The 20,346-nt window shown below is 68.9% G+C and carries 14 protein-coding genes; 5 read left to right on the plus strand and 9 right to left on the minus strand.

Annotation, left to right across the window (positions count from 1 at the left end):
• Positions 1 to 3: 3 nt before the first annotated feature.
• Positions 4 to 933, plus strand: a complete 930-nt coding sequence (locus ACFORO_RS01565; RefSeq protein ID WP_377868956.1) for an RluA family pseudouridine synthase — start codon at positions 4 to 6, stop codon at positions 931 to 933.
• On the opposite strand, the gene ACFORO_RS01570 is transcribed toward ACFORO_RS01565, so the two are convergent.
• Together ACFORO_RS01570 and ACFORO_RS01575 are read right to left on the minus strand one after the other, a co-directional pair.
• Complete coding sequence (locus tag ACFORO_RS01570) at positions 926 to 1,699, minus strand: class I SAM-dependent methyltransferase (protein ID WP_377868955.1); 774 nt, start codon at positions 1,697 to 1,699, stop codon at positions 926 to 928. The two genes, ACFORO_RS01565 and ACFORO_RS01570, sit on opposite strands and share 8 nt — an antisense overlap.
• Before the next feature lie 110 nt (positions 1,700 to 1,809).
• Positions 1,810 to 2,364: a hypothetical protein gene (locus ACFORO_RS01575; protein ID WP_446681585.1), complete on the minus strand. Its 555-nt coding sequence runs from the start codon at positions 2,362 to 2,364 to the stop codon at positions 1,810 to 1,812.
• A gap of 188 nt (positions 2,365 to 2,552) precedes the next feature.
• Here ACFORO_RS01575 and ACFORO_RS01580 point away from each other — a divergent pair, with 188 nt between their 5' ends.
• Together ACFORO_RS01580 and ACFORO_RS01585 are read left to right on the plus strand one after the other, a co-directional pair.
• Entirely contained in the window at positions 2,553 to 3,131 is a 579-nt protein-coding gene (locus tag ACFORO_RS01580; RefSeq protein WP_377868953.1) for a helix-turn-helix domain-containing protein, read from the plus strand.
• 41 nt (positions 3,132 to 3,172) lie between these two features.
• Positions 3,173 to 3,799 carry an alpha-ketoglutarate-dependent dioxygenase AlkB gene (locus ACFORO_RS01585; RefSeq protein ID WP_370938527.1) on the plus strand — a complete coding sequence of 209 codons (627 nt, stop codon included), beginning with the start codon at positions 3,173 to 3,175 and terminating at the stop codon, positions 3,797 to 3,799.
• A 664-nt stretch (positions 3,800 to 4,463) separates the two neighbouring features.
• Here ACFORO_RS01585 and ACFORO_RS01590 read toward each other — a convergent pair.
• The gene (locus ACFORO_RS01590) at positions 4,464 to 5,741 is read right to left on the minus strand and encodes a cytochrome P450 (protein WP_354748961.1); all 1,278 of its coding nucleotides are present in this window, start codon (positions 5,739 to 5,741) and stop codon (positions 4,464 to 4,466) included.
• 251 nt (positions 5,742 to 5,992) lie between these two features.
• On the opposite strand from ACFORO_RS01590, the gene ACFORO_RS01595 reads away from it, so the two are divergent.
• On the plus strand, positions 5,993 to 9,079 hold the full coding sequence (locus ACFORO_RS01595) for an ATP-binding protein (RefSeq protein WP_377868952.1): 3,087 nt from the start codon (positions 5,993 to 5,995) through the stop codon (positions 9,077 to 9,079).
• 241 nt (positions 9,080 to 9,320) lie between these two features.
• A complete protein-coding gene (locus ACFORO_RS01600) occupies positions 9,321 to 12,041 on the plus strand; it encodes a P-loop NTPase fold protein (protein WP_377868951.1) in 2,721 nt (906 codons plus the stop codon).
• A gap of 134 nt (positions 12,042 to 12,175) precedes the next feature.
• Here the strand turns inward: ACFORO_RS01600 and ACFORO_RS01605 are convergent, their stop codons facing one another.
• The 6 genes from ACFORO_RS01605 to ACFORO_RS01630 form a co-directional block, all read right to left on the minus strand.
• Positions 12,176 to 13,021 carry an ABC transporter permease gene (locus ACFORO_RS01605; protein WP_354748966.1) on the minus strand — a complete coding sequence of 282 codons (846 nt, stop codon included), beginning with the start codon at positions 13,019 to 13,021 and terminating at the stop codon, positions 12,176 to 12,178.
• A complete protein-coding gene (locus tag ACFORO_RS01610; RefSeq protein WP_377868949.1) occupies positions 13,018 to 14,001 on the minus strand; it encodes an ATP-binding cassette domain-containing protein in 984 nt (327 codons plus the stop codon). The genes ACFORO_RS01605 and ACFORO_RS01610 overlap by 4 nt, the downstream gene beginning before the upstream one ends.
• Positions 14,002 to 14,024: 23 nt before the next feature.
• Positions 14,025 to 14,594: an NADPH-dependent FMN reductase gene (locus tag ACFORO_RS01615; RefSeq protein ID WP_354748970.1), complete on the minus strand. Its 570-nt coding sequence runs from the start codon at positions 14,592 to 14,594 to the stop codon at positions 14,025 to 14,027.
• Between the two features lie 361 nt (positions 14,595 to 14,955).
• A complete protein-coding gene (locus tag ACFORO_RS01620) occupies positions 14,956 to 15,846 on the minus strand; it encodes an ROK family protein (RefSeq protein ID WP_377868948.1) in 891 nt (296 codons plus the stop codon).
• Positions 15,843 to 18,707: a glycosyl hydrolase 2 galactose-binding domain-containing protein gene (locus ACFORO_RS01625; protein WP_377868947.1), complete on the minus strand. Its 2,865-nt coding sequence runs from the start codon at positions 18,705 to 18,707 to the stop codon at positions 15,843 to 15,845. Before ACFORO_RS01625 ends, ACFORO_RS01620 begins: the two co-directional genes overlap by 4 nt.
• Positions 18,704 to 20,140 (minus strand): APC family permease, encoded by a 1,437-nt coding sequence (locus tag ACFORO_RS01630; RefSeq protein ID WP_377868946.1) that lies wholly within the window; start codon positions 20,138 to 20,140, stop codon positions 18,704 to 18,706. The genes ACFORO_RS01625 and ACFORO_RS01630 overlap by 4 nt, the downstream gene beginning before the upstream one ends.
• Positions 20,141 to 20,346: the final 206 nt, after the last annotated feature.

A 20,346-nucleotide genomic window follows, 5' to 3' on the forward strand; every position in this document is an offset into this window, starting at 1 on the left:
CCGATGAGACGCAAGCGCCCGGCCCCGATCCCGCCCCGGCACGGCCTAGACCCAGCCCGGCTGCGGCTGCCCGACGAGGGCCCGTGGACGACGCTGCTGGAGCACCTGGTCGAACGCCTCCCCCGGGTTGCTCCCGCACGGATCGAGGAAATGCTGCGCGAGCAGCGGATCCACGGCGAGGACGGTCCACTGGGGATCGACACGGCGTACGTCCCCGGGTCGTTCATCTGGTTCCACCGCGATCTGCCGGACGAGGTCCCGGTGCCCTTCGACGTCACCGTCCTGCATCGCGACGAGCACCTGCTGGTGGTCGACAAACCCCACTTCCTGGCGACGATCCCGCGTGGACGGCACGTGCTGGAAACCGCTTTGGTGCGGCTGCGTCGCTCGCTGGATCTGCCCGCGCTGTCCCCCGCGCACCGGCTCGACCGCGTGACGGCGGGGCTGGTGATGTTCGTGATCACACCGTCCGCTCGGGGCGCGTATCAGACGATGTTCCGCGATCGGTTGGTGCACAAGGAATACGAGGCGATCGCGCCGTACGATCCCTCCCTGGAGCTGCCCCGGACCGTGCGCAGCAGGATTATCAAGGAGCGCGGCGTGCTGGCCGCGCAGGAGATTCCCGGGCCGCCGAACTCGGAGTCCACAGTGGAGCTTCTGGAGCACCGGGACGGGCTGGGCCGCTACCGCCTCACCCCTGCCACTGGACGCACGCACCAGTTGCGGGTCCACATGTGCTCTTTGGGAACTCCTATCCTTGGCGACGACTTTTATCCGGAGCTGCACGAGAAACCGCTGGACGACTTCACGAAACCGTTGCAGCTGCTGGCCAAAGTGCTGGAATTCGACGATCCGCTGTGCGGCGAACCTCGCCGGTTCACCAGTCGCCGGACGCTCACCGCGTGGGATTCGCCGGACGAATGGGCTAGTTGACAGCCACGGCGAGGAAATGCGCGCTGGCGTTGATCAGGAGCGGATCCTGTTCGACCAAGCGGGCGCATCGAAGGGCCGCGTCCACGCGTGCGTCGAACTCGTCGATACCGGCCACGTCCAGCGCTGGCCAGGCCGGGCCTTCCACTCCGTACACCGAAATCTCCGACAGCCCAGCGGTTTCCAGCTCGCCGCGAAGCTCGTCCGCGGTGTGGAAATGCGCGGGGACGAAACCGACGTGGCCGTCATAGCGTCCAGTATTGAGGACAGCTTCCACCGACGGTGTTATATGGTCGGCGAGCTGGCCGTTTGTTCCGGTCTCCATGGCCGAGAGATAACGGCCGATCGCGGCGGCGAATAGCAATCCTCCCGGCCGAAGCACGCGCCGGGCTTCCGCGATCGCCTGTGCGCGGTCGCCGGATTCGGTCAGGTGATAGAGCGGGCCCATCAGCAGCACGACATCCGCACTGCTGTCCGGCCAGGTCAAAGCTCGGGCATCCCCGACTTCCGCGGTGACGCCTTCGAGGTGCGCCGCCTCCGCGACATGACCGGCCACCGGATCGACTACGTGCACCGAATGTCCGTCCGCGGCAAGCCATCGGGCGTGCACCCCGGTCGCCCCGCCGACGTCGAGCACTCTCTTGCCGGGCCCCGATATCGCTCTGCGCACCAACTCCTGCGTGCGCCGGAATTCCAGCCTGCCGTGCGGCGACCGGAGAAGCCGCGTGTTCTCAGTGGTTTCAGTGTCGTAATGCTCGACCAAAGTCATGCCCGCCACAGTGGCCGAATTTCCCCTGCCGCGGCAACGGAAATTCGGCCGGGGCCGCTCGCCGGACGGATGCCAGGCGGCGGATGGCACCCGTCCGGCGAGCAAGCGAATCACCTGGTCCAGAACTTGATTCCGCTCCACTGCACGGTAATCGGCCCGGTGCCGCTGGCCGTCCGGTACGACCCGAACTTGTCGTAATAACTACCCGATGGGCTGTCGTCCGTCTGCTTCAGCGAACCGTTGATGTATACCTTGTGGGAGCTGCCGACCTCGTTGATCGTGTTGACTCGCACCGAAGTCCCGACAGTCGCACCGGTCGCCACTGTCTGGCCGTTCTCCACGGTGTAGAGCCTTCCGCCCTTCTCCACCGCCAGGAGGAAATACGGTCCGGCATTGGAGCCGTCGCGGAACGTCTGTTTCAGGCTGATCCGCGAACCGCCCATGCTGGTGATCTTGAAGGAGCCCTCGAACTGGTGCGTGCCGCCGGTGTAGGTGTCGTAGCGGCGCTCGGCCCGCTGCTCGCCGCTGCCGTCGGAGCAGGTCAGCTTGAAGGTGAGCCCGCTGACCTGGCCGCAGCCCTTCTGCTGTTCCTTGTACCCCGGCGACCAGGGTTTCCAGGTGCCGCCGCCGACCTGGGCGTCCGCGACCGGGGCGAGAATCGCCATCCCGCACACCGCCGCCGCCAGTGCTCCGCCGATCCGGGTTCTCGTGCGCACGTGCCAACCTCCGTCGAACTCAGGGCGGCGGTAGCGGTATAGGTCCAGACCACTGGGTGATCACTGTAGGTCTCCGGCCGGTCGCGGACAAGGGCGCGTCCCTTGACGACTTTGTTTGTCACTGCTTGGCTCAGGGGATGCAGGACGTCGAAGTGATCGAGGACCCCGCCGTCGCGGCGGCCGCGCTGGACCCGGTGCGCGCCCGCCTGCTGGCCGCGCTGACCGAACCGGCGTCCGCCGCGGCGCTGGCCGCCAAAGTGGGCCTGACCAGGCAAAAGGTCAACTACCACCTGCGCGCGCTCGCATCGCACGGCCTCGTCGAACCCGCCGGAACCCGGCAGTGGGGCGGCCTCACCGAACGGCTTTTCGCCGCCACCGCCGGCGCCTACCTGGTCTCCCCCGCCGCACTCGGCGCGGCCGGCGCCGCCCGCGTCAAGCCGGACCGCCTCTCGGTGAGCTACCTGCTCGCCGTGGCGGGCCGGACGCTGCGCGAGGTCGCCGGCCTGGCCCGGCGCGCGGCCCGCGCGGGCAAACCGCTCTCGACACTGACCCTGGACACGGAAATCGCGTTCGCCTCCGCTCGCGACCGCTCGGCGTTCACCGACGAACTGACCACTCTCGTGACCGACCTCGTGTCCCGCTACCACAACGAATCCGCCCCCGACGCGCGCCTGCACCGGCTCGTCGTCACCGCGCATCCCAAGCCCGCCGAGTAGCTCATCCGAACAGGTGTTCGATTGTCGTGTAGTTTGGGGGCATGAGTCAGGCATTTCAGGGCTCGCTGTTCGGTGCGAGCGGGCCGGCCACCCTGGGCCCGCTGTCCGGCGTGCAGCGCACCGAACTGGGGCAAGGCGCGTGGATCGACGTGCTGCCGGGATGGCTCGACGGCTCGGACGAGCTGTACGAGCATCTCGCGGCCGAGGTCCCGTGGTACGCGGAGCGTCGGCAGATGTATGACCGGGTCGTCGCCGTCCCCCGGCTGCTGTGCTTCTACCGGGAACACGCGCCGCTGCCGCATCCCGTCCTGACCGAGGCGCGGGAGGCGCTGTCCGCGCATTACGCGGCTGAACTGGGCGAACCGTTCCGCACGGCCGGGCTCTGCTACTACCGAGACGGCCAGGACAGCGTCGCCTGGCACGGCGACGACCTCGGCCGCGGCCGGACCGAGGACACCATGGTGGCGATCCTGTCCGTCGGCGCGGCCCGGCACCTGGCGCTGCGCCCGAGAGGCGGCGGGGACTCGGTGCGGTACCCGTTGGGACACGGTGACTTGATCGTGATGGGCGGGTCCTGCCAGCGCACATGGGAACACGCGATCCCGAAGACGGCCCGCGCGGTGGGGCCGCGGATCAGCGTGCAGTTCCGGCCGAGAGGAGTGCGATGAGGTGAGAGGTGCGGCGAAGGAGGCACCGCGGGAAGGCTGCGGTGGCTGCGAGGACGCGCCGTGAGAAGGCTGCGAGGAAAGCGCGGTGAGAGGGCCTCGAGGAAGGCGCCTTAGGACTGCGGCGACAGATTCCGAGCGCGGCACCACCACCGCACCCACCACGCGCGAGGCATCGCCGGTCCGACCACGCCCACAACGCACACCACCAGTGCGACACCGCTGGCCCGACTGCGCCCACCGTGCACGCCACGAGCGCGACACCACCGGCCAGACCACGCCCACCGTGCACGCCACGAGCGCGCCGTCCAGGTGATCGTGTCGTCGGTGTTGCCACTGCCCAAGCCGTCCGCTGGGGCATTCCCGTCGCCTCAGGCGGTCGGCGGGCGAAGCCGTCAACCCAGCCACAGCCGTGCTCAATCCTGCGCGCCGACCAACCAGTCACCGGCCGACCCCGCGCGACCGCCCTGGGCCAATCTCGAAGTCCGTGAGGGGAACCCTGAGGGACTCAGAGTCCCTCAGGGTTCCCCTCACGGACGCCCGGCCCGCAGAGACGTGCGCTCAACCGGATCGAGCCAGCTGAGCCGCGGAAACACGCCAACAGCGCGTCCACATCACAATCTTAAGTTTCTGGCATTGCCGCCCTGGGCCGCCCGGGGATGCAGCGTCAGTCCACCAGCACTGGCAGCGAGTCGAGCCCGTACACGATCGACACCTTCCGGAACGCCAACTCCTCCGGCTGCACCGCCAGCCTCAGGTTCGGGAACCGCCGGACCAGCGCCGGGTAGGCCGCCCGCAGCTCCATGCGGCCCAGTTCCGCGCCGATGCACCGGTGGATCCCGTAGCCGAACGCCAAGTGCGAGGACGGCTCGCGGGTCGGGTCGAAGCGGTCCATGTCGCCCTTGCCGAGCACCGGGTCGCGGTCGGCGACCGACAGCGACACCAGCACGATGTCGCCCTCGCTGATGTGCACCCCGGCGACGTCCAGGTCCTGCTTCGCGAACCGCGGGAACGCCATCTGCACCACCGTCAGGTAGCGCAGCAACTCCTCGACGAACCGGTGCACCGAGTCGTCGTCGCCGCGGACCGCGTCGAACGCGGCCGGGTCGCGCAGCACCACCAGCGCGCCCAGTGCCAGCATGCTCGCGGTGGTCTCGAGGCCGCCGGTGAGGATGCCGTCCGCGAGACCGGCGAGTTCGCGGTCGTCGATCTCGTCGCCGTGTTCCTTGATCAGCATGCCGAGCAGGCCGTCGCCGGGCTGTTCGCGCTGCTTGCGCACGATCTCGAGCAGGTACCCCAGCGACTCCGAGATCGCGCCCAGCGACGCGCCCGCGCCGCTGAACAGGTCGAACCGCGCGGTGCTCAGCCGCTGGAAGTCCGCCCGGTCCTCATAGGGCACGCCGAGCAGCTCGCAGATCGTGAGCGACGGGATCGGCAGCGCGAACTGCTCCCACAGGTCGACCGGCCCGTCGGCGGCGGCCATCGCGTCCAGCTGGCCCGCCACGATCTCGTCGATCCGCGGCGTGAGCCGGGACAGCCGGCGCATCGTGAACTCCGGCGTCAGCAGCTTCCGCAGCCGCGTGTGCACCGGCGGGTCGGCGAATCCGAGCCCGCCCGGGTTCTGGTCCTCGGTGACGCCCGCGTTGCCGACAAGATTGGTGAAGTCGTTGCTGAACTCCGAGCCCTTCCCGAGGACGGCCTTGGCCTCCTCGTACCCGGTCACCAGCCAGGCGTTCATCCCGAACGGCAGGTCCAGCTTGCTGATCGGCGCCTCGCCGCGCAGCCTGCCGAGGTCCGGCACCGGGTCGAGGCCCTGGCGGCGCAACGGCTCCAGCGCCGAATCCGGCAGCAGTGCCATCTTCTCGAGATCGAAACCGCGCTTCTGCTGGCGGGCGATGTACCGGCGGCCGGCCCAAGCGAGGACGCGCGAACGGAGACTCCCCATGCCGGCGACAGTACCGCAACCACCCCTCGCGCCGGTCCTCGGCGGAGACGCCCGTCACCCTGTGACCAGCGCCGGTCCACAGTGGACTCCCGTCACCCGGCCAGGTGACGGGGCTCCGGAAATTGTCAGACCCCCCGGACAGAATGGCCGCATCGGCATCGACCTGCGTGACCAGCCGGTCGCAGCCGGTGAAAGCACGAGACGGCACCGCGAGTCCGTGAGAGGCTCGCAGAAAAAGGGAGGAACCGGACATGACTGCGGCGCTGATCGGGCGGGCCCACCCCGCCTCGACACTGCGCGCGCAGCTCTCGCGCGCCACGGCCAGTCACGGCGGCCTGACCCTGGTCACCGGCGAGGCCGGAATCGGCAAGACCACGCTGGTCAGCGCATTGGCCGACGACGCGCGCGAGGCAGGCGCGCTCGTCCTCGGCGGCACCTGCTGGGAGTCCGGAGCCGCGCCGGGCTATTGGCCGTGGGTCCAGGTCATGCGCTCGCTGCGCCGGGAAGCCGCGGCGCACGAATGGGCCGTCGCCAGCTCGCCGATGCTGTCCGCGCTGCTCGGCGAAACCCCCGAATCACCAGCCGACGACGGGTTCCAGCTGCCCGACGCCGTCACCCGGGCGCTGGTCACGGTGGCTCAGGAACGCCCGGTGGTCGTCATCCTCGACGATCTGCATTGGGCCGATCCGGCGTCGCTGCGGCTGCTCGAGTTCGCGGCCAGGCACACGTGGTTCGAGCGGCTGCTGCTCATCGGCACGTACCGCGACGTCGAAGTGGACGCGCCCAGCCATCCGCTGCACCAGCTGATGCTGCCGCTGCTCGCGAAGGCAACCACGATCACGCTCACCGGCCTGGACGAAACCGGCGTCGCCGAGCTGATGAGCCGCACCGCGGGCGCTGATCCAGATGCCGAACTGGCGGCCGACGTGCACCGGCGCACCGGCGGCAACCCGTTCTTCGTGGAGCAGACCGCGCGGCTGTGGCGCAGCGGGAGCACAGTGTCCGCGGTCGCGCCCGGAGTCGCCGACGCACTCCAGCGGCGGCTGTCCCTGCTCCCCCGCCCTGTTGCCGATCTGCTCACCAATGCCGCGGTGCTCGGCCGCGAGTTCTCCCTCCAATTGCTCGCCGCCACCGCCGGCGCACCCGTCGCACAGGTCGACCACCTGCTCACACGCGCCGTAGCCGCCCGGCTCGTCCTCGCACTCGGCGAAGGCCGCTTCGCCTTCGCGCACGACCTGGTGCGCGAATCGAGATATGCCGAACTGACCCCCGCCGAAGCACAACGCCAGCACGCAGCGGTCGTACGCGCCAGCGAACACACCCCGAGCCTGACCGGAGTCGCCGAACGAGCCCGGCACGCCTATCTCGCCAATACCGACCTCGAACCAAGACACGTCGTCCGCCTGCTACTCGCCGCGGCCAAGGATGCCGGTGCCCGGATGGCGTTCGAGGAATCCATCGCACACCTGCGCCGAGCCCGCGAACGCGCAGCGGACGAACGCAGCCAAGCAGTCGTCGCGCTGGAACTAGGCACCGCGCTGTGGCGCCTAGAGGAGAAAGACGAAGCCTGGCTCCTCTGTGAGGAAGCCACCGCACTGGCCCGCCAACTGGACAACGCGAACCTCCTAGCCCGTGCCGCCCTCACCCTGTCGAAATTCGGCACCAGCGGCGCGCGACGCGAGTTCACCGCTCAGCTTCTCCGCGAAGCACACGAAAAACTGTGCGGCGGCAACGCGGCCGAACCCCTCTCGCTGGACCGCATCCGGTTGGAACTCACCGCCCGCGCCGCGATCCTCGCCCGAGACGACGAGGACGACGACGCGCTGGCGTTCACCTTGTGGGCACGACACGACGCGATCTGGGGCCTGGGCAGCGGCGCCGAACGCGAGCGGCTCACCGATGAACTAACCGCCATCGCGAGACGCACCAACGACCGCGAGAACGAATTCTTCGCCGCCTCGCTCAAATGGGTCGCGATGCTCGAACAGGGAGATCCGCGCTACCTGGACCAGTTCCAGGTATTCCAAGCAATCGCCGACGAAGGCGTGCCAGCCGCGAAGGTGGCGGAAGCGATCGACCGCAGCATCATCTGCACTTTCCGCGGCCGCTTCGCCGAAGCCGACGCGGCGCTCGCCGAAGCGCTGGCCGCCCCGGAAATGTTCGGCAGCAACGATTACGGCTACCTGCCCGACCAATTGCGCTGGAGCGCACTACTCGTACAAGGCCGCTTCGCCGAAGCCGCCGAGCTCCCCTCAAAAATGGCCGACGCCGGTCTCCCCCACCCCGCCCTGCTGCGCACCTTGACCGCCGCACTCGCAGGCGACGCCGCGACCACCCGGCACGAACTGTCCGAAGCAGCCGCAGACGGCCCGTACGCCCGTGCCTTCACTCCGTTGTGGCTGCGCTGCCAAGCCCAAGCGGCCGCAGTGCTGAAAGACCGCGCCGCAGCAGAACGATTGCTGCGCGAACTCTCCCCGCACTCCGGAGAATGGCTGGTCTCCCTATACGGCTGCGAGCTGAGCGGCCCAGTAGACCTGTGGCTAGGCCTGCTGCACAAAACCCTGGGCGACGCCGAAACAGCCGCCGCCCGCTTCACCTCCGCCGCCCGCTCCGCAGACCGCCTGCGCGCCCGCCCGTGGGCAATCGAAGCCCGCAACCACCTCGCGAACACGTTGCTAGACCTGGGCGAGACCGACCGCGCAACCACCCTGGCCGATGCCGTCACCGCCGAAGCAGCCGAACTGGGCATGCAGCACCTCACCACCCGCCCCCGCCCAGCACCGTCTTTTCCCGCCAACGAATTCCACCGCACCGACGCGGTGTGGACCCTGCGCTTCGCCAACCGGGAAGTACGGATGCCGGACGCGAAAGGCCTGCGAGACCTGAATTTCCTGCTGAGCAGACCAGGAACCGAAACCCCCGCCGCACAATTGCTCTCCCCCGAGGGCGGCCCCGAACCGGAAGCCGCCCGAACTTTCAGCGGCGACCCTATCCTGGACGACACCGCGAAAGCCGCCTACCGCCGCCGCCTCGATCAGTTGGACGAGGCGATCGACACCGCCACCCTCCGCGGCGACGACGCCAAAGCCGCCGCATTAGACACCGAACGCGCAGCCCTGCTCGACGAACTCCGAACGTCCACCGGCCTGTCCGGCCGAACCCGCCGTCTGGGCGACGACACGGAACGCGCACGCAAAGCCGTGACCGCCCGAATCCGCGACACCCTCCGCAAACTGGGCGACCTCCACCCGGAACTGGCCGCCCACCTCCGCGACACCATCACGACGGGCTCGTCCTGCAGCTACCAACCGGAGAAGCCCATGACCTGGCGCTTGTAACCACCGGCCCGGGTGCCCGGGCGACCCAGCCGACCGGGCAAACGAGCCCAGCGAAACCCGGCCACCGGCAAGAACGAGTCGCGCCCGTCCAGCGAGACTCGAAGCCGCCTGGCAGGACGAGCTGCGGGCTGACGGGTGCCGCTGCGCGTCCCGGAACCCCCGCTATCCGAGCGCCGAAGCCACAGTCTGGCTAGGCTGGCCGTCCGCGTCGACGTCGAGGTCGTGGAGGCCGCAGGCTGATATGGCAGGCATACCAGAAGGCAGCGATGTCCTTGATCTCGGCACGGTGGGCGAGACCTCGTGCTATCTCCTGCGCACGCACCGTCCATGGGAGTCCGGGATCGACGCCATCGCGGTCTCCGTCGGCGGCATGCTCGGCAGCCTCGGTCGCGCCGTCCGCGAGCAGTTTCTGTACGAGGGCTGGGACTCGATCGACTACGACGCGATCGTCCCGGAACGGCCGTTCGTACTGGAAATCCGCGAAACCGGCCGGCACTCGCTGCGGTTCGCCGTGCTCATGACGCCCCATGAAGGCGGCGGTTCAGGTCCGCCGACCTTGTCTGCCATCGCCACGGCCACTGAGGCCGGCATCCGTCTCGCGGCAAGCGCGAACTCGGACGCGTTCGGGTTGCCTCTGCTGGGCACCGGCGATCTCGGATTCAACGAGGACGAGGTAGCCGAGGTGACGATCCGGGCGGCGGTCAAGGCTCTCGGGGAAACCAGCGGGCTGCGCAGCCTTGCTTTCCTGTGCAACTCCAACGAGGCGGAAGACGCGATCCTCGAGGCTTGGAAAATGACGGCGGTCATGAGATTTTCCGCCGTCGAATTGGCCGGCGGCATTTCGAACGATCTGGTCGATCCGACGCTCGGCATCCCGCTCGACCGCGATCGGCTCGGGGTCGCGCCCTACGTGTCGATGCTGGCGACGGTGATCGCCGACCGGAGCACTCTGCCGCCGCTGTCGGTCGGGGTGTTCGGCGAATGGGGGTCCGGCAAGAGCTACTTCATGGGGCTGATGCGGGACGAGGTGGACCGGCTCGCGGGCTCGGGCAATCCGGCTTACTGCGGCGAGATCGTCCAGATCGGGTTCAACGCCTGGCATTACGCGGACCGCAATCTGTGGGCCAGTCTCGGCGACGAGATCTTCCGCCAGCTCGCCGGTCCTGGCCCGAATGCGCGGCAGCGCCGCGAGCAGTTGCGCGAGGAACTCGCCAAACGGCTCGATCAGGTCACCGAACTCGAGGACGCCAAGCGCCAGGCGCAGGCGACCGCCGCGAAACTTCAGGCGGACGTCGACAAGGCCGCGCTGAGCCGGAAAGACATCGCGAAGGTGTTGATCCGGTCGTTGACCGGCAGCCGGGAAGTATGGCGCCGTCTCGGGATCCAGGACGAGGCCGAGCAGGGTGCGCTGCTGGTCGAGCAGTTGCGCGGCACATTGTCCGAAGCCGAGGCGTTGCGCAGATCGCCGAAGGGGCGCTGGGGCAAGGCAGCCTTGATGGCGTCCGCGGTCATTCTGTTCATCGGGTTCCTCGTCGCTGCGGCCACTCCGGTCGCGCGGGAGTGGCTGGCCGGGGTCGGTGCCGGGTTCGCCGCGGTGGCGGGCGCCGGGGTCGTGCTGCTGAGCCGGGCCCGGTCGGGAATCCGGGAGTTGCGCGAGCTCAGCGAAGACCTTCGCCGCGGCGTCGACCGGGGCACGAGGAGAGTCGCGCCTGAGGTCGTCCGGATGCTCGAGGAGATCCGCCGGGCGGAGACTGATCAGCGGGTCGCCGAGGCTCAGCTGGAAGAGGTGGTGGCGAGGGTCGGCGAACTCGGCCGGGAGCTGACCGCGCTGACTCCGGGCCGCAATCTTTACGCGTTCCTCGCCGATCGCGCGCACGGCGATTCCTACCGGCGCGACCTCGGGCTGATCTCGACCATCCGCAAGGATTTCGAGCAGCTGGTCGACCTCATGGCCGACTGGCGGGCGAATCCCGGCTCGGGCGGCACGCCGATCGACCGGATCGTGCTGTACATCGACGACCTCGACCGGTGCAGCTCGCGCCAGGTGGTCGAGGTGCTGGAGGCGGTGCACCTGCTGCTCGCCCTGGAACTGTTCGTGGTGGTGGTCGGCGTCGACCCGCGCTGGCTGACCCGGTCGTTGCGGAGCCACTACGACGGGATGCTCGACGATTCCCTCGACGACGGCAGGCTCGCTTCCCCGGAGGACTATCTCGGGAAGATCATCAACCTGCCGTTCGTGCTGCCCGCTATGTCCGAGGGGAGCTTGCGCAGCCTGCTGCGGTCGCTGACCGACGACCGCCTGCTGGAGCCCGCGGGCGAGGAACGGCCGCGAACCCAGCGGATTCCGTCCCCGGACCGGACGCTTCCGGACTTCGCCCCCGAGATCGAGAAAGGGTCCGAAGTAGACAGTCAGAGCCGTCCGGAGCGGGCCGCGGATCCGCCGCGTCCGCTCACGCCCGCGGAGATCGACCTGCTGTCCGAACTGGACGTGCTGATCAGCACCCCGCGCGAGGCGAAGCGGCTGTTCAACCTGTACCGGATGCTTCGTGCGACCCGGGACCTTTCCGCGGCGTCGCGTTTTCTCGGCGACAACCTCGAACCCGGCGACTACCAGGCGGTGGTGGCGCTGCTCGGTCTGCTCACCGCGCCGCGGCTCGTGCTCGAAAAGGCATTGGACACCGCGCCGGACCCGGACCGGTCGATCACCGGCGGCCTCGTCCACCGTTCGCCGGACGACACCTGGGCCGGGTTCGTGGCCGACTGCGCACCGCGGCGGCACGGCGAGGTCTGGCAGAACCCGGTCGCCGGGACGCTCTGCGACAAGGAACTGCGGGACTGGCGGCAACTGCACCGCGGCCTCGCCCACGTGTCGACCGCGCTGCGCATCGACACTCTTTCCCGGTTCCAGCAATGGGTTCCGGCGGTCCGCCGGTTCTCCTACGTCCTCTCCCCCACGACCTGAAGCCACGGCGCCGGGACGAGGTCGGCAGCCCCGAAGCCGGGCGCGACGAGCGGCGCTGCCACGACTTGGCCAGCGAGGCCCTCCGGTGCGCGGCCTCCCGCTGCACACCGGAGTGCCTCCCCGCTGAGCCCAGGTCATTTCCGGTTGTACAGCCGCATGGTCAGCGTCCCGAACACCGCGGTCAGCGCGGCCGCCGCGATCAGCGTCCACATGATGGCGCTGCCGTCCCAGGCTCCGGACATCGTCGAGCGCACCGCGGTGACCAGGTGGCTGATCGGGTTGGCCGAGACGCCGGCCTGGAGCCAGCCGGGCATGGTGGACGGGTCGACGTAGATGTTGCTGAGGAACGTCAGCGGCATGATCACCATCATGCTGACGCCCATCACCGATTTCTCGGACCTCAGCAGCAGCCCGAACATCGTCCACACCCACGACAGCCCGAACGAGAACACGAGCAGCAGCAGGACTCCCACGGCCACTCCGCCGATCCCGCCGTCCGGCCGGAAGCCCAGGATCAGGCCGACGACCATGATCACCACGGACGCGATCAGGTACCGCAGCACGTCGCCGAGCAGGTAGCCGACCATCGGGGCGGGCCGCCAGATCGGGAGCGTGCGGAAGCGGTCGAACACGCCCTTCTCGATGTCCGTGTTCACCGCGACGCCGGTGTACATCGTGATCATCACGACGCTCGACGCGAGGATGCCCGGCAGGAAGAACTGCAGGTACTGCGTCGGCGAACCGGCCAGCGCGCCGCCGAACAGATAGGTGAACATCAACGTCATCATGATCGGGAACGCGGTGACGTCGAACAGCTGCTCCGGCACGTGCTTGATCTTCAGCACGGCCCGCCAGCCGAAGGAGAACGACGCGGACAGCGCGCTCGGCCGCGGCGGCCGTTCGGTGGCGAGCAGGACCGCGGCCAGCTCGTCCGGCTTCGGGGCCGCGAGGTCGAGATCGGGTTCCTTGACGGTGGTCACGCCGCCTCCTCGGTGGCTGTGCGGTCGGTGAGGGCCAGGAAAACCTCGTCGAGGCTGGGCTGGCCGAGCGAGAACGTGTCGACGATGACGCCGGCCTTCGCGAGTTCCGCGAGAGCCCGCGACGCACGGTCGGCGGCGGCCCCGTGCGCGTCCGACGACAGCCGGGCGGTGATCGCGACCGGGTCGTGATCCAGTTGCACGGTGGCGGAAAGCGCGCGTTCCAGCACTTCGGCGGCGGCCGCGCGCTGGTCGGCGTCCCGCAGTCGCAAGTGGACGGCGCCGACCCCGACCGAGGCCTTCAGCTCGCCCTTGGTGCCCTCGGCGATGACGCGGCCGTGGTCGATCACCGCGATCCGCGACGCCAGCTGGTCGGCCTCGTCGAGGTACTGCGTGGTGAGCAGGACGGTGGTGCCCTGCGCGACGATCGCGCGGACGATGTCCCACACCTGGTTGCGGCTGCGCGGGTCGAGGCCGGTGGTCGGCTCGTCGAGGAACAGCAGGTCCGGCGTGTTGAGGATGCTCGCGGCGATGTCGAGCCGCCTGCGCATGCCGCCGGAGTAGTTCTTGACTTGGCGGCGCGCGGCTTCGGTGAGCCCGAACGCCGCGAGCAGCTGAGCCGCCCGATCGCGCGCGGCAGCGCTGCGGTGCCCCAGAAGCCTGCCCAGCAGCACCAGATTCTCTTGCCCGGTCAGGTCTTCGTCGACCGACGCGTACTGGCCGGTGAGGCTCACCCGGCTGCGCACGGCGTCCGCTTCGCGCACCACGTCGTGGCCGAACACCCGCGCTTCGCCGCCGTCCGGGCGGGACAACGTGGCGAGCATGCGGACGGTGGTGGTTTTGCCCGCGCCGTTGGGCCCGAGGACGCCGTACACGGTCCCGGCGGGCACCACGAGGTCGACCCCGTCCACCGCCCGGGTCTCGCCGAACACTTTGACGAGCCCGGAAGTCTCGATCGCCGGTTCCCCGGCTGCGTTGCTCATGTCTGTCCTTTCCCCTCAGTTCCTCATCCGCGATACGGCCGCGCGCGCCGGCCCTCGCGCAGTGCCAGTCCCCACCAGATCAGTTCGTCCAGTAGAGCAGAGACCGCGTGACCTGCGGATTCCCCGTGCGGACCCGCGCCGGGGTCGCCGCATTCGTGCTCGAGCAAGTCGAGGCACACCGAATCCCGCACCGTCGCCGTGTGCAGTTCGGTGAAGACGTCCCGAAGGTGCTCCACCGCGTAGCGCCCGGCCGCGCGGTAGCCGTAGGAGACGAAGCCGACCGGTTTGGCCCGCCATTCCTCGTACGCGCAGTCGATCGCCTGCTTCAGCGACGCCGGGAAGCTGCGGTTGTACTCGGGCGTGACCACGACATACGCCTCGGCCACCGCGATCCGTTTCGCGAACCCGGCCATGACAGCTGTCGGCTCGGCCGGCAGCCGGGCCGGGATCGCGAACGTCGCGAGGTCGAGCACGTCGAGCACCACCCCGCCGTGCCCGGCGGCCCGCTCGACGAACCATCGGCCGATCTCGCCGCCGACCCGGCCCTCCCGGGTGCTGGCGACGAGCACGGCTACCCGCAGCTCCTCGTCCACACTTCTTGGGCGCCAGATCGGTGCGCGAGGGTGCCAGGTTGGATCTAGCGGGGTGTTTTTGCTGGCCAGGGAGACGGAGGGGAAGGGGCCGCGGGTGCGGAGGGAGACGGATGAGAGAGGTGCGAGAAGAGATCTGGCAAGTCAGAGGCCTGGGCGAGCCAGGAAAGATGGCGCAGGAAGGGCGGCGGAGGGAGACGCGCACCCGCAGCCTGCCGGACTCAGGTCCGTGAGGGGAACCCTGACGGAATCAGATTCCCTCAGGGCGGCCCTCACGGACGGCCTGATCGGGACCCGCGGTCCCGTCAAAACTTGGTACCCGTGACCGGCGAAGCGTCCCAACAACCCCGCCGGTCACGGAGTCTCACTCTGCGCGCAGCGCCAGCGCCACCGCGCCCAGCAACGCAGCGTCCTGGTCGAACCGCGCAGGCACTAACTCCGGCGGGAACGGCACCGCAGCCGCCAAACGTTCCCTCAGGGCAGGCAAAAGCACATCAGCCGACCGAACCAACCCACCACCAACGGCGATCCGCGAGGGATCGAAGGCGATCGCCAGGTTCGCCACGTGCATCGAAAGCTCGTCCAAAGCCGAAGTGACCAGCTCCTTGGCCTCGGTGTTTTCCCGCGCCAGCGCGAACAACTCCCCCGCCGTGACCGGGCGGCCGAGCAGCGCGGTTGCCCGCGTGCCCAGCCACCGGCCTCCGACGGCTTCCTCCAGCGGCGCCGCTCCGCCGGCGAAACCGTCAGTGTCTTGCGGGGTGCGCAGGTTGTACCCGATCTCCCCGGCCGCCCCGTTGGCGCCGGTCAGCAGGCGGCCGCCGACCAGGACTGCGGCGGCGATGCCGGTGCCTAGCGACAGGAATACCGCGGGGTCGGCGCCGGCCAGGGTGCCCCAGGTCCATTCGGCCAGGGCGGCGGCTTTCGCGTCGGTGCCAACCGCGACCGGAACAGCGGGGAAGGCTGCTGACACCAGTTCGGCCAGGTGGAGTTCTTCCCAGCCGGGCACGTTCGGGGCCAGCAGGATCCGGTCCGGCAGCACGATTCCCGGGCTCACTACGCCGATCGCGGCGGGCTGAGCACCGGAAGCCAGCTCGACAGCGGCGGCCAGCGCCCGGGCGACCACCTGTTCGGCGCCCGCTTCGGCGTCGGTGTCCAGGCGGCGGGTCGCCCGCAGCGTGCCGGTCCGGTCGGACAGACCCAGCGCCACTTTCGTGCCGCCGAAGTCGATGCCCAGGATCAGGTCTTCCGATGTCACTCGCGGGTCCCCTCGATGACCGGCGGGACAGCGCCCTGGCTGTCCCGGTGCGGACCGGCCGGCACCACGACCCGGCCGGTGTTGAACCCGTCGACGCTGACGGTCGGGCCGGCGCCGTGGAGGTCGGCGGCCCGGTAGCGGACGGTCAGCGTCTGCGACTGGCCCGGCCACAACGTGATGTCGTTGTCGTCCCAGGTCGCAGCTGGCAGCTGAGAACCGTCGGTAGAGCGGCGCAGGTCCGCGCGCAGGAAGAAACTGACCGCGGAGGCCTTCGACGTATTGGTGACGGTGACCGTCGTCGCGGTGTCCGTGCCGTCCGGGCCACGCGAGGGGCGCGTCGACGCAGTCACGTTCACCTGCGACTTCGGCAGGTCGCGAAGTGCGGTCAGATCGCCGTACTGGCTCATCGTCGCCTGCGGGTTCTGCAGCGTCTTCGCCCAGTCCACGACGTCCTTCTGCGTCGACATCCAGTAGACGTTCCGGTCCACAACCTTCCCGGCCTGCCGCACCTGCAACTCCACGAAGTACACCTGCGCCTTCGCCGGCGCCTTCGTCTCAGCCGGGACCTTCGGCTTCAGCAAGCCGGTCGCGACGCCCTGGCTGTCCAGCGAAACCGCCGGAGCGGTCTGGTCGTCGAGTACCTTGCCCGCGGTGTCGTACACCTTGGCCTGCACGGAAATCCCGTTCTGCCGCGCGCCCAGGTTGGACAGCGCGACAGTGCCGGTGTCGTAGGTGTACAGCGCGTGCAGCGGCTTATTCGCCTTCTGCGCGCCGAAGTATGCGCCCGGCTGGTCGCCGTCGTTGTTGTACAGCGACCACAGCAGCGTCGGCCAGCCCTTGTTCAGCTGCCAGTACACGACGCCGGTCGACGGGTTCTTCTTGTCGTTGGCGTGCGCGAGGAACGCCTCGAACTGGGAACGGGTGTTCTCGTAGTTCGCGATCTGTGCGGACTCCACATAGGACTCCAGCGAATCCCATTTCCCGTACCGGCGGGCGATCGACTCGTCCAAGGTGTACAGCGTGCCGAACTTGTAGCCGCCGTGCCCGGACTCGTAGTTCGCGTGGTACTGGTTGTACGCCGGGTCCTGCCACAGCTTCGCCTGCTCCTCCGGCGACAGGAACCGCCGGATCGAGTCCAGCGTCGGCACGGTGTGCCCGGCGCTCTGCTCGCTCGCGAAACCCCAGGCCCCGCCTGCGTTCGTGCGGCTCGGGTCGGTCTTGTCGAAGGTCGACGAGTCGTACCAATAGGTCGGCGGGACCCAGTCGTAGGGGCCTTCCTTCTCCCCTGACGGGCCGAGCGTCTTGGTGCTCTTGTACTCCGCCGACGCGATCACCGGCACGTCCCAGTCGGCTGCCTTGAACGCGCTCAGCGTCTCGGTCTCCTGCCGCGGGATCGGCTCGTTGTCGCTCCAGCCGTAGGTGATCACGCTGGGGTGGCTGCGTTCGCGCTGCGCGATCGAGTACGCGGAATCGTGCATGATCCGGTAGTCGCGGTCGGTCAGTTTCTCCGGATGCTCCGGCTGCCAGGCGTCGCAGCAGAGGAATCCGCCGAGCACCAGCAGTCCGGCGCGGTCGGCCTGCTCGTAGAAGTCCGCGGGCATGTCGTGGCCCTCGAGCCGGACGCCGGACAGCCCCAGGTTCTTGATCAGCGCTAGCTGGTGCGCGATGTCGGCCTTGTCGTAACGCAGGAACAGGTCCGGCGCGAAACCGCCGCCGCGGAACACGAAGTCGCGGCCGTTGACCGCGAACTTCCGCGCGCCGTCCGGCAGTGCCGGGGACTTGCCGATCAGCTTCGACGTCACGGTCCGGATGCCGAACGTGTCCGACGACGAAGTCGACACCACGCCGCCCTGCGAAACTGTCGTACCCAAGGTGTACAACGGCTGTGCACCCATTGAGTACGGCCACCACACTTGCGGCTTGACGATCTTCAACTGCGGGAACTTCGCCGGCGTGAACGTCACGGTTTGCTTGGCGTGCGCGGGAATCGTGACGTTCTGCTTCACCACGATCGGCGCGCCGCGGCCCGGCGGCGTCACCGTCGCGGCGACCTCGCCGGTCTGCGGCGAGCCCGCGTCATTGGTGACGTCGACCTTCGCGGTCAGCGAGGACGTCGACAGATCCGCCGCGTTGTCCTGCACGACGTGCGCGTTGTCGCCGCTCAGCGCGTCCGACAGCTGCAGCGTGGGCGGGTACTGCAGGCCGGTGTTGTTGTCCGGCACGATCTGCGCCCAGTCTGCCTGGTCGAGCGTGTACATCGAATTCGGGTCGTTCGGGTACATCTTGACCGCGAGCGTGTTCTTGCCCGGCCGCAGGAACTTCGTGACGTCGAAGGTGTGGCCCGCGTACGCGCCGCTCACCACGTCCTTGCCCGCGACGAGCGTGCCGTTCACCCACACGTCGCCCTCGCCGACGACGCCCGGGACGGTCAGCTTCGCGTTCTTGCCCGGCCGGAAACCGGGGTCGAAATCGGTGCGGAACCACCACGGGTCCTTGAACTGCTTCGTGGTGACCGGCCCGCGCTTCGACTGGTAGCCGAAGCATGTGCGCATGTTGTCGGAGTAGAAAACATTGGGGCACTTGCCGTTTTGCACCAGCGCGTTGATCTCGGTGCCCGGCGCGCCCGCGTCGTCCGGCTTCACCTTGAGCCAGCCGTGCGTCGGGTAGCCGGGCTTCGACACCGCCGTGCCGTCGTCCTTGACCTGCGCGGTCGTCAGCACCTGCCAGCCGCCGAGCCCGATCGTCGACGGGCCCTGCGGACGGGATGCCGCCGCTTCCGGTTGCTGCGCCGAAGCAGTGGCCGTGACTATGCCGGGGAGGAGGACCAGCGCGGCGATCCCCGCGATCAGCGGTTTCTTCACGACTCCACCCCCGAGATCGGCTGGGCCGCGAACGCCTCGCGGATTTCCTTGGGACCGAACGGCCACACCTTTTCCTTCGATGCATAGACCAGGAAGGCGATGACCCCGAGAACGATCCAGCCGATCGACAGCCAGATCGAAAGCCAGCTCGCCGATATGTACACGTAGACCCAGCCGATGCACGCGATGATCGTCGGCACCGGGTACAGCACCTGCCGGTACGGCCGCTTGAGGTGCGGCTGCCGGCGGCGCAGCACGACGATCGCCGCGACCTGCGCGAGCGACTGGATGATCACCAGCACGGTGACCGCCGCGTTGATCACGTCAGTCAAGGTGAACAGCGAGCCGATCGCGGTGATCGCGCCCATCGCGAGCACGCCCGCGGTCGGGAGGTTCAGCTTCGGGTGCAGTTTGCCGAACACCGGCAGGAACACCTTGTCGCGCGCGGCTTCGAACGGCACCCGCGACCCGCCGAGCAGACCGGCGAACACCGAACCGACCGCGGCGATCACGATGAAGACGGTGATGATCTTGGCGGTCACCGAACCCCACGCCTGCTCCAGCACCGACGACGCCACCGACGTCGCGTTCTTGATCGACTCCAACGGCTGCGAGCCGAGAACGCCGACCTGCAGCAGGAAGTAGAGCGTCATGATGCCGAGAATGGAGAAGATGATCGAGCGCGGGAGCGTGCGGCCCGGGTTCCGGACCTCGCCGCCGAGGTACGCGCTCGTGTTGTAGCCGAGGTAGTCGTAAACGGCGATGACCAGGCCCGCGCCCAGACCGGACCAGAACGCGCCGCCCGAGCCGAACGCCCCCGGGGTGAAGTCGAACGCCTGGTGCGCGTCGAAGTGCGTGAAGGCCGCGATGATCACCGCGAGAACGGCGAACAGCATGATCAGGAACAGCGCCGTCGTGAGCTTGCTGATCTGGCCGATCCGGCGGAACAGCGCGAGCACGATCAGCACGACGAGACCGATGCCGATGACCTTGCCCAGCGGGGTGACGCCGCCCGCGTCGGTCACGCCCGGCACCAGATAGCCCAGGTACTGGACCAGCCCGATGATGCCGGTGGACATGATGAGCGGGATGAACAGCACCGCGCTCCAGGCGAAGAGGAACGGCATCAGCCGCCCGGAGCGGTACTGGAACGCTTCGCGCAGGTAGATGTAGGTGCCGCCGGCCCCGGGCAGCGCCGCGCCCAGCTCGGCCCACACCAGCCCGTCGGCGAGCGCGATGATCGCGCCGATGATCCAGCCGAACATCGCCTGCGGGCCGCCCATGGTCGCGACCATCGCGGGGATGGTGACGAACGGGCCGATCCCGCACATCTGCGTCATGTTGATCGCGGTCGCCTGCAGCGGCCCGATCCGGCGTTCGAGACCGTTCCCCGGAAGGGTCGCGGAGTCCCCCGGGCGGGTGGGTGAGCTCACGTCGTGCCTCCATCCAATAGTTAGTAAAGCTTCTTAACATAAGATGAACGGGGTGCGGAAGGGCTGCGTCCGGAAAGTTGCCGAAACCGGTGCGGGAGTGGGAGAAGGGGACGGTGGGGCGCGGGCCCGCCGCGAGGATCGCGCAACGGCGGGAACGGGCGTTCCGGCCGGATGGCGCCGCTGACCGGGAGTCACCGCACCCCGGC

Source organism: Amycolatopsis halotolerans (assembly GCF_042647905.1).
Lineage (GTDB): Bacteria > Actinomycetota > Actinomycetes > Mycobacteriales > Pseudonocardiaceae > Amycolatopsis > Amycolatopsis halotolerans.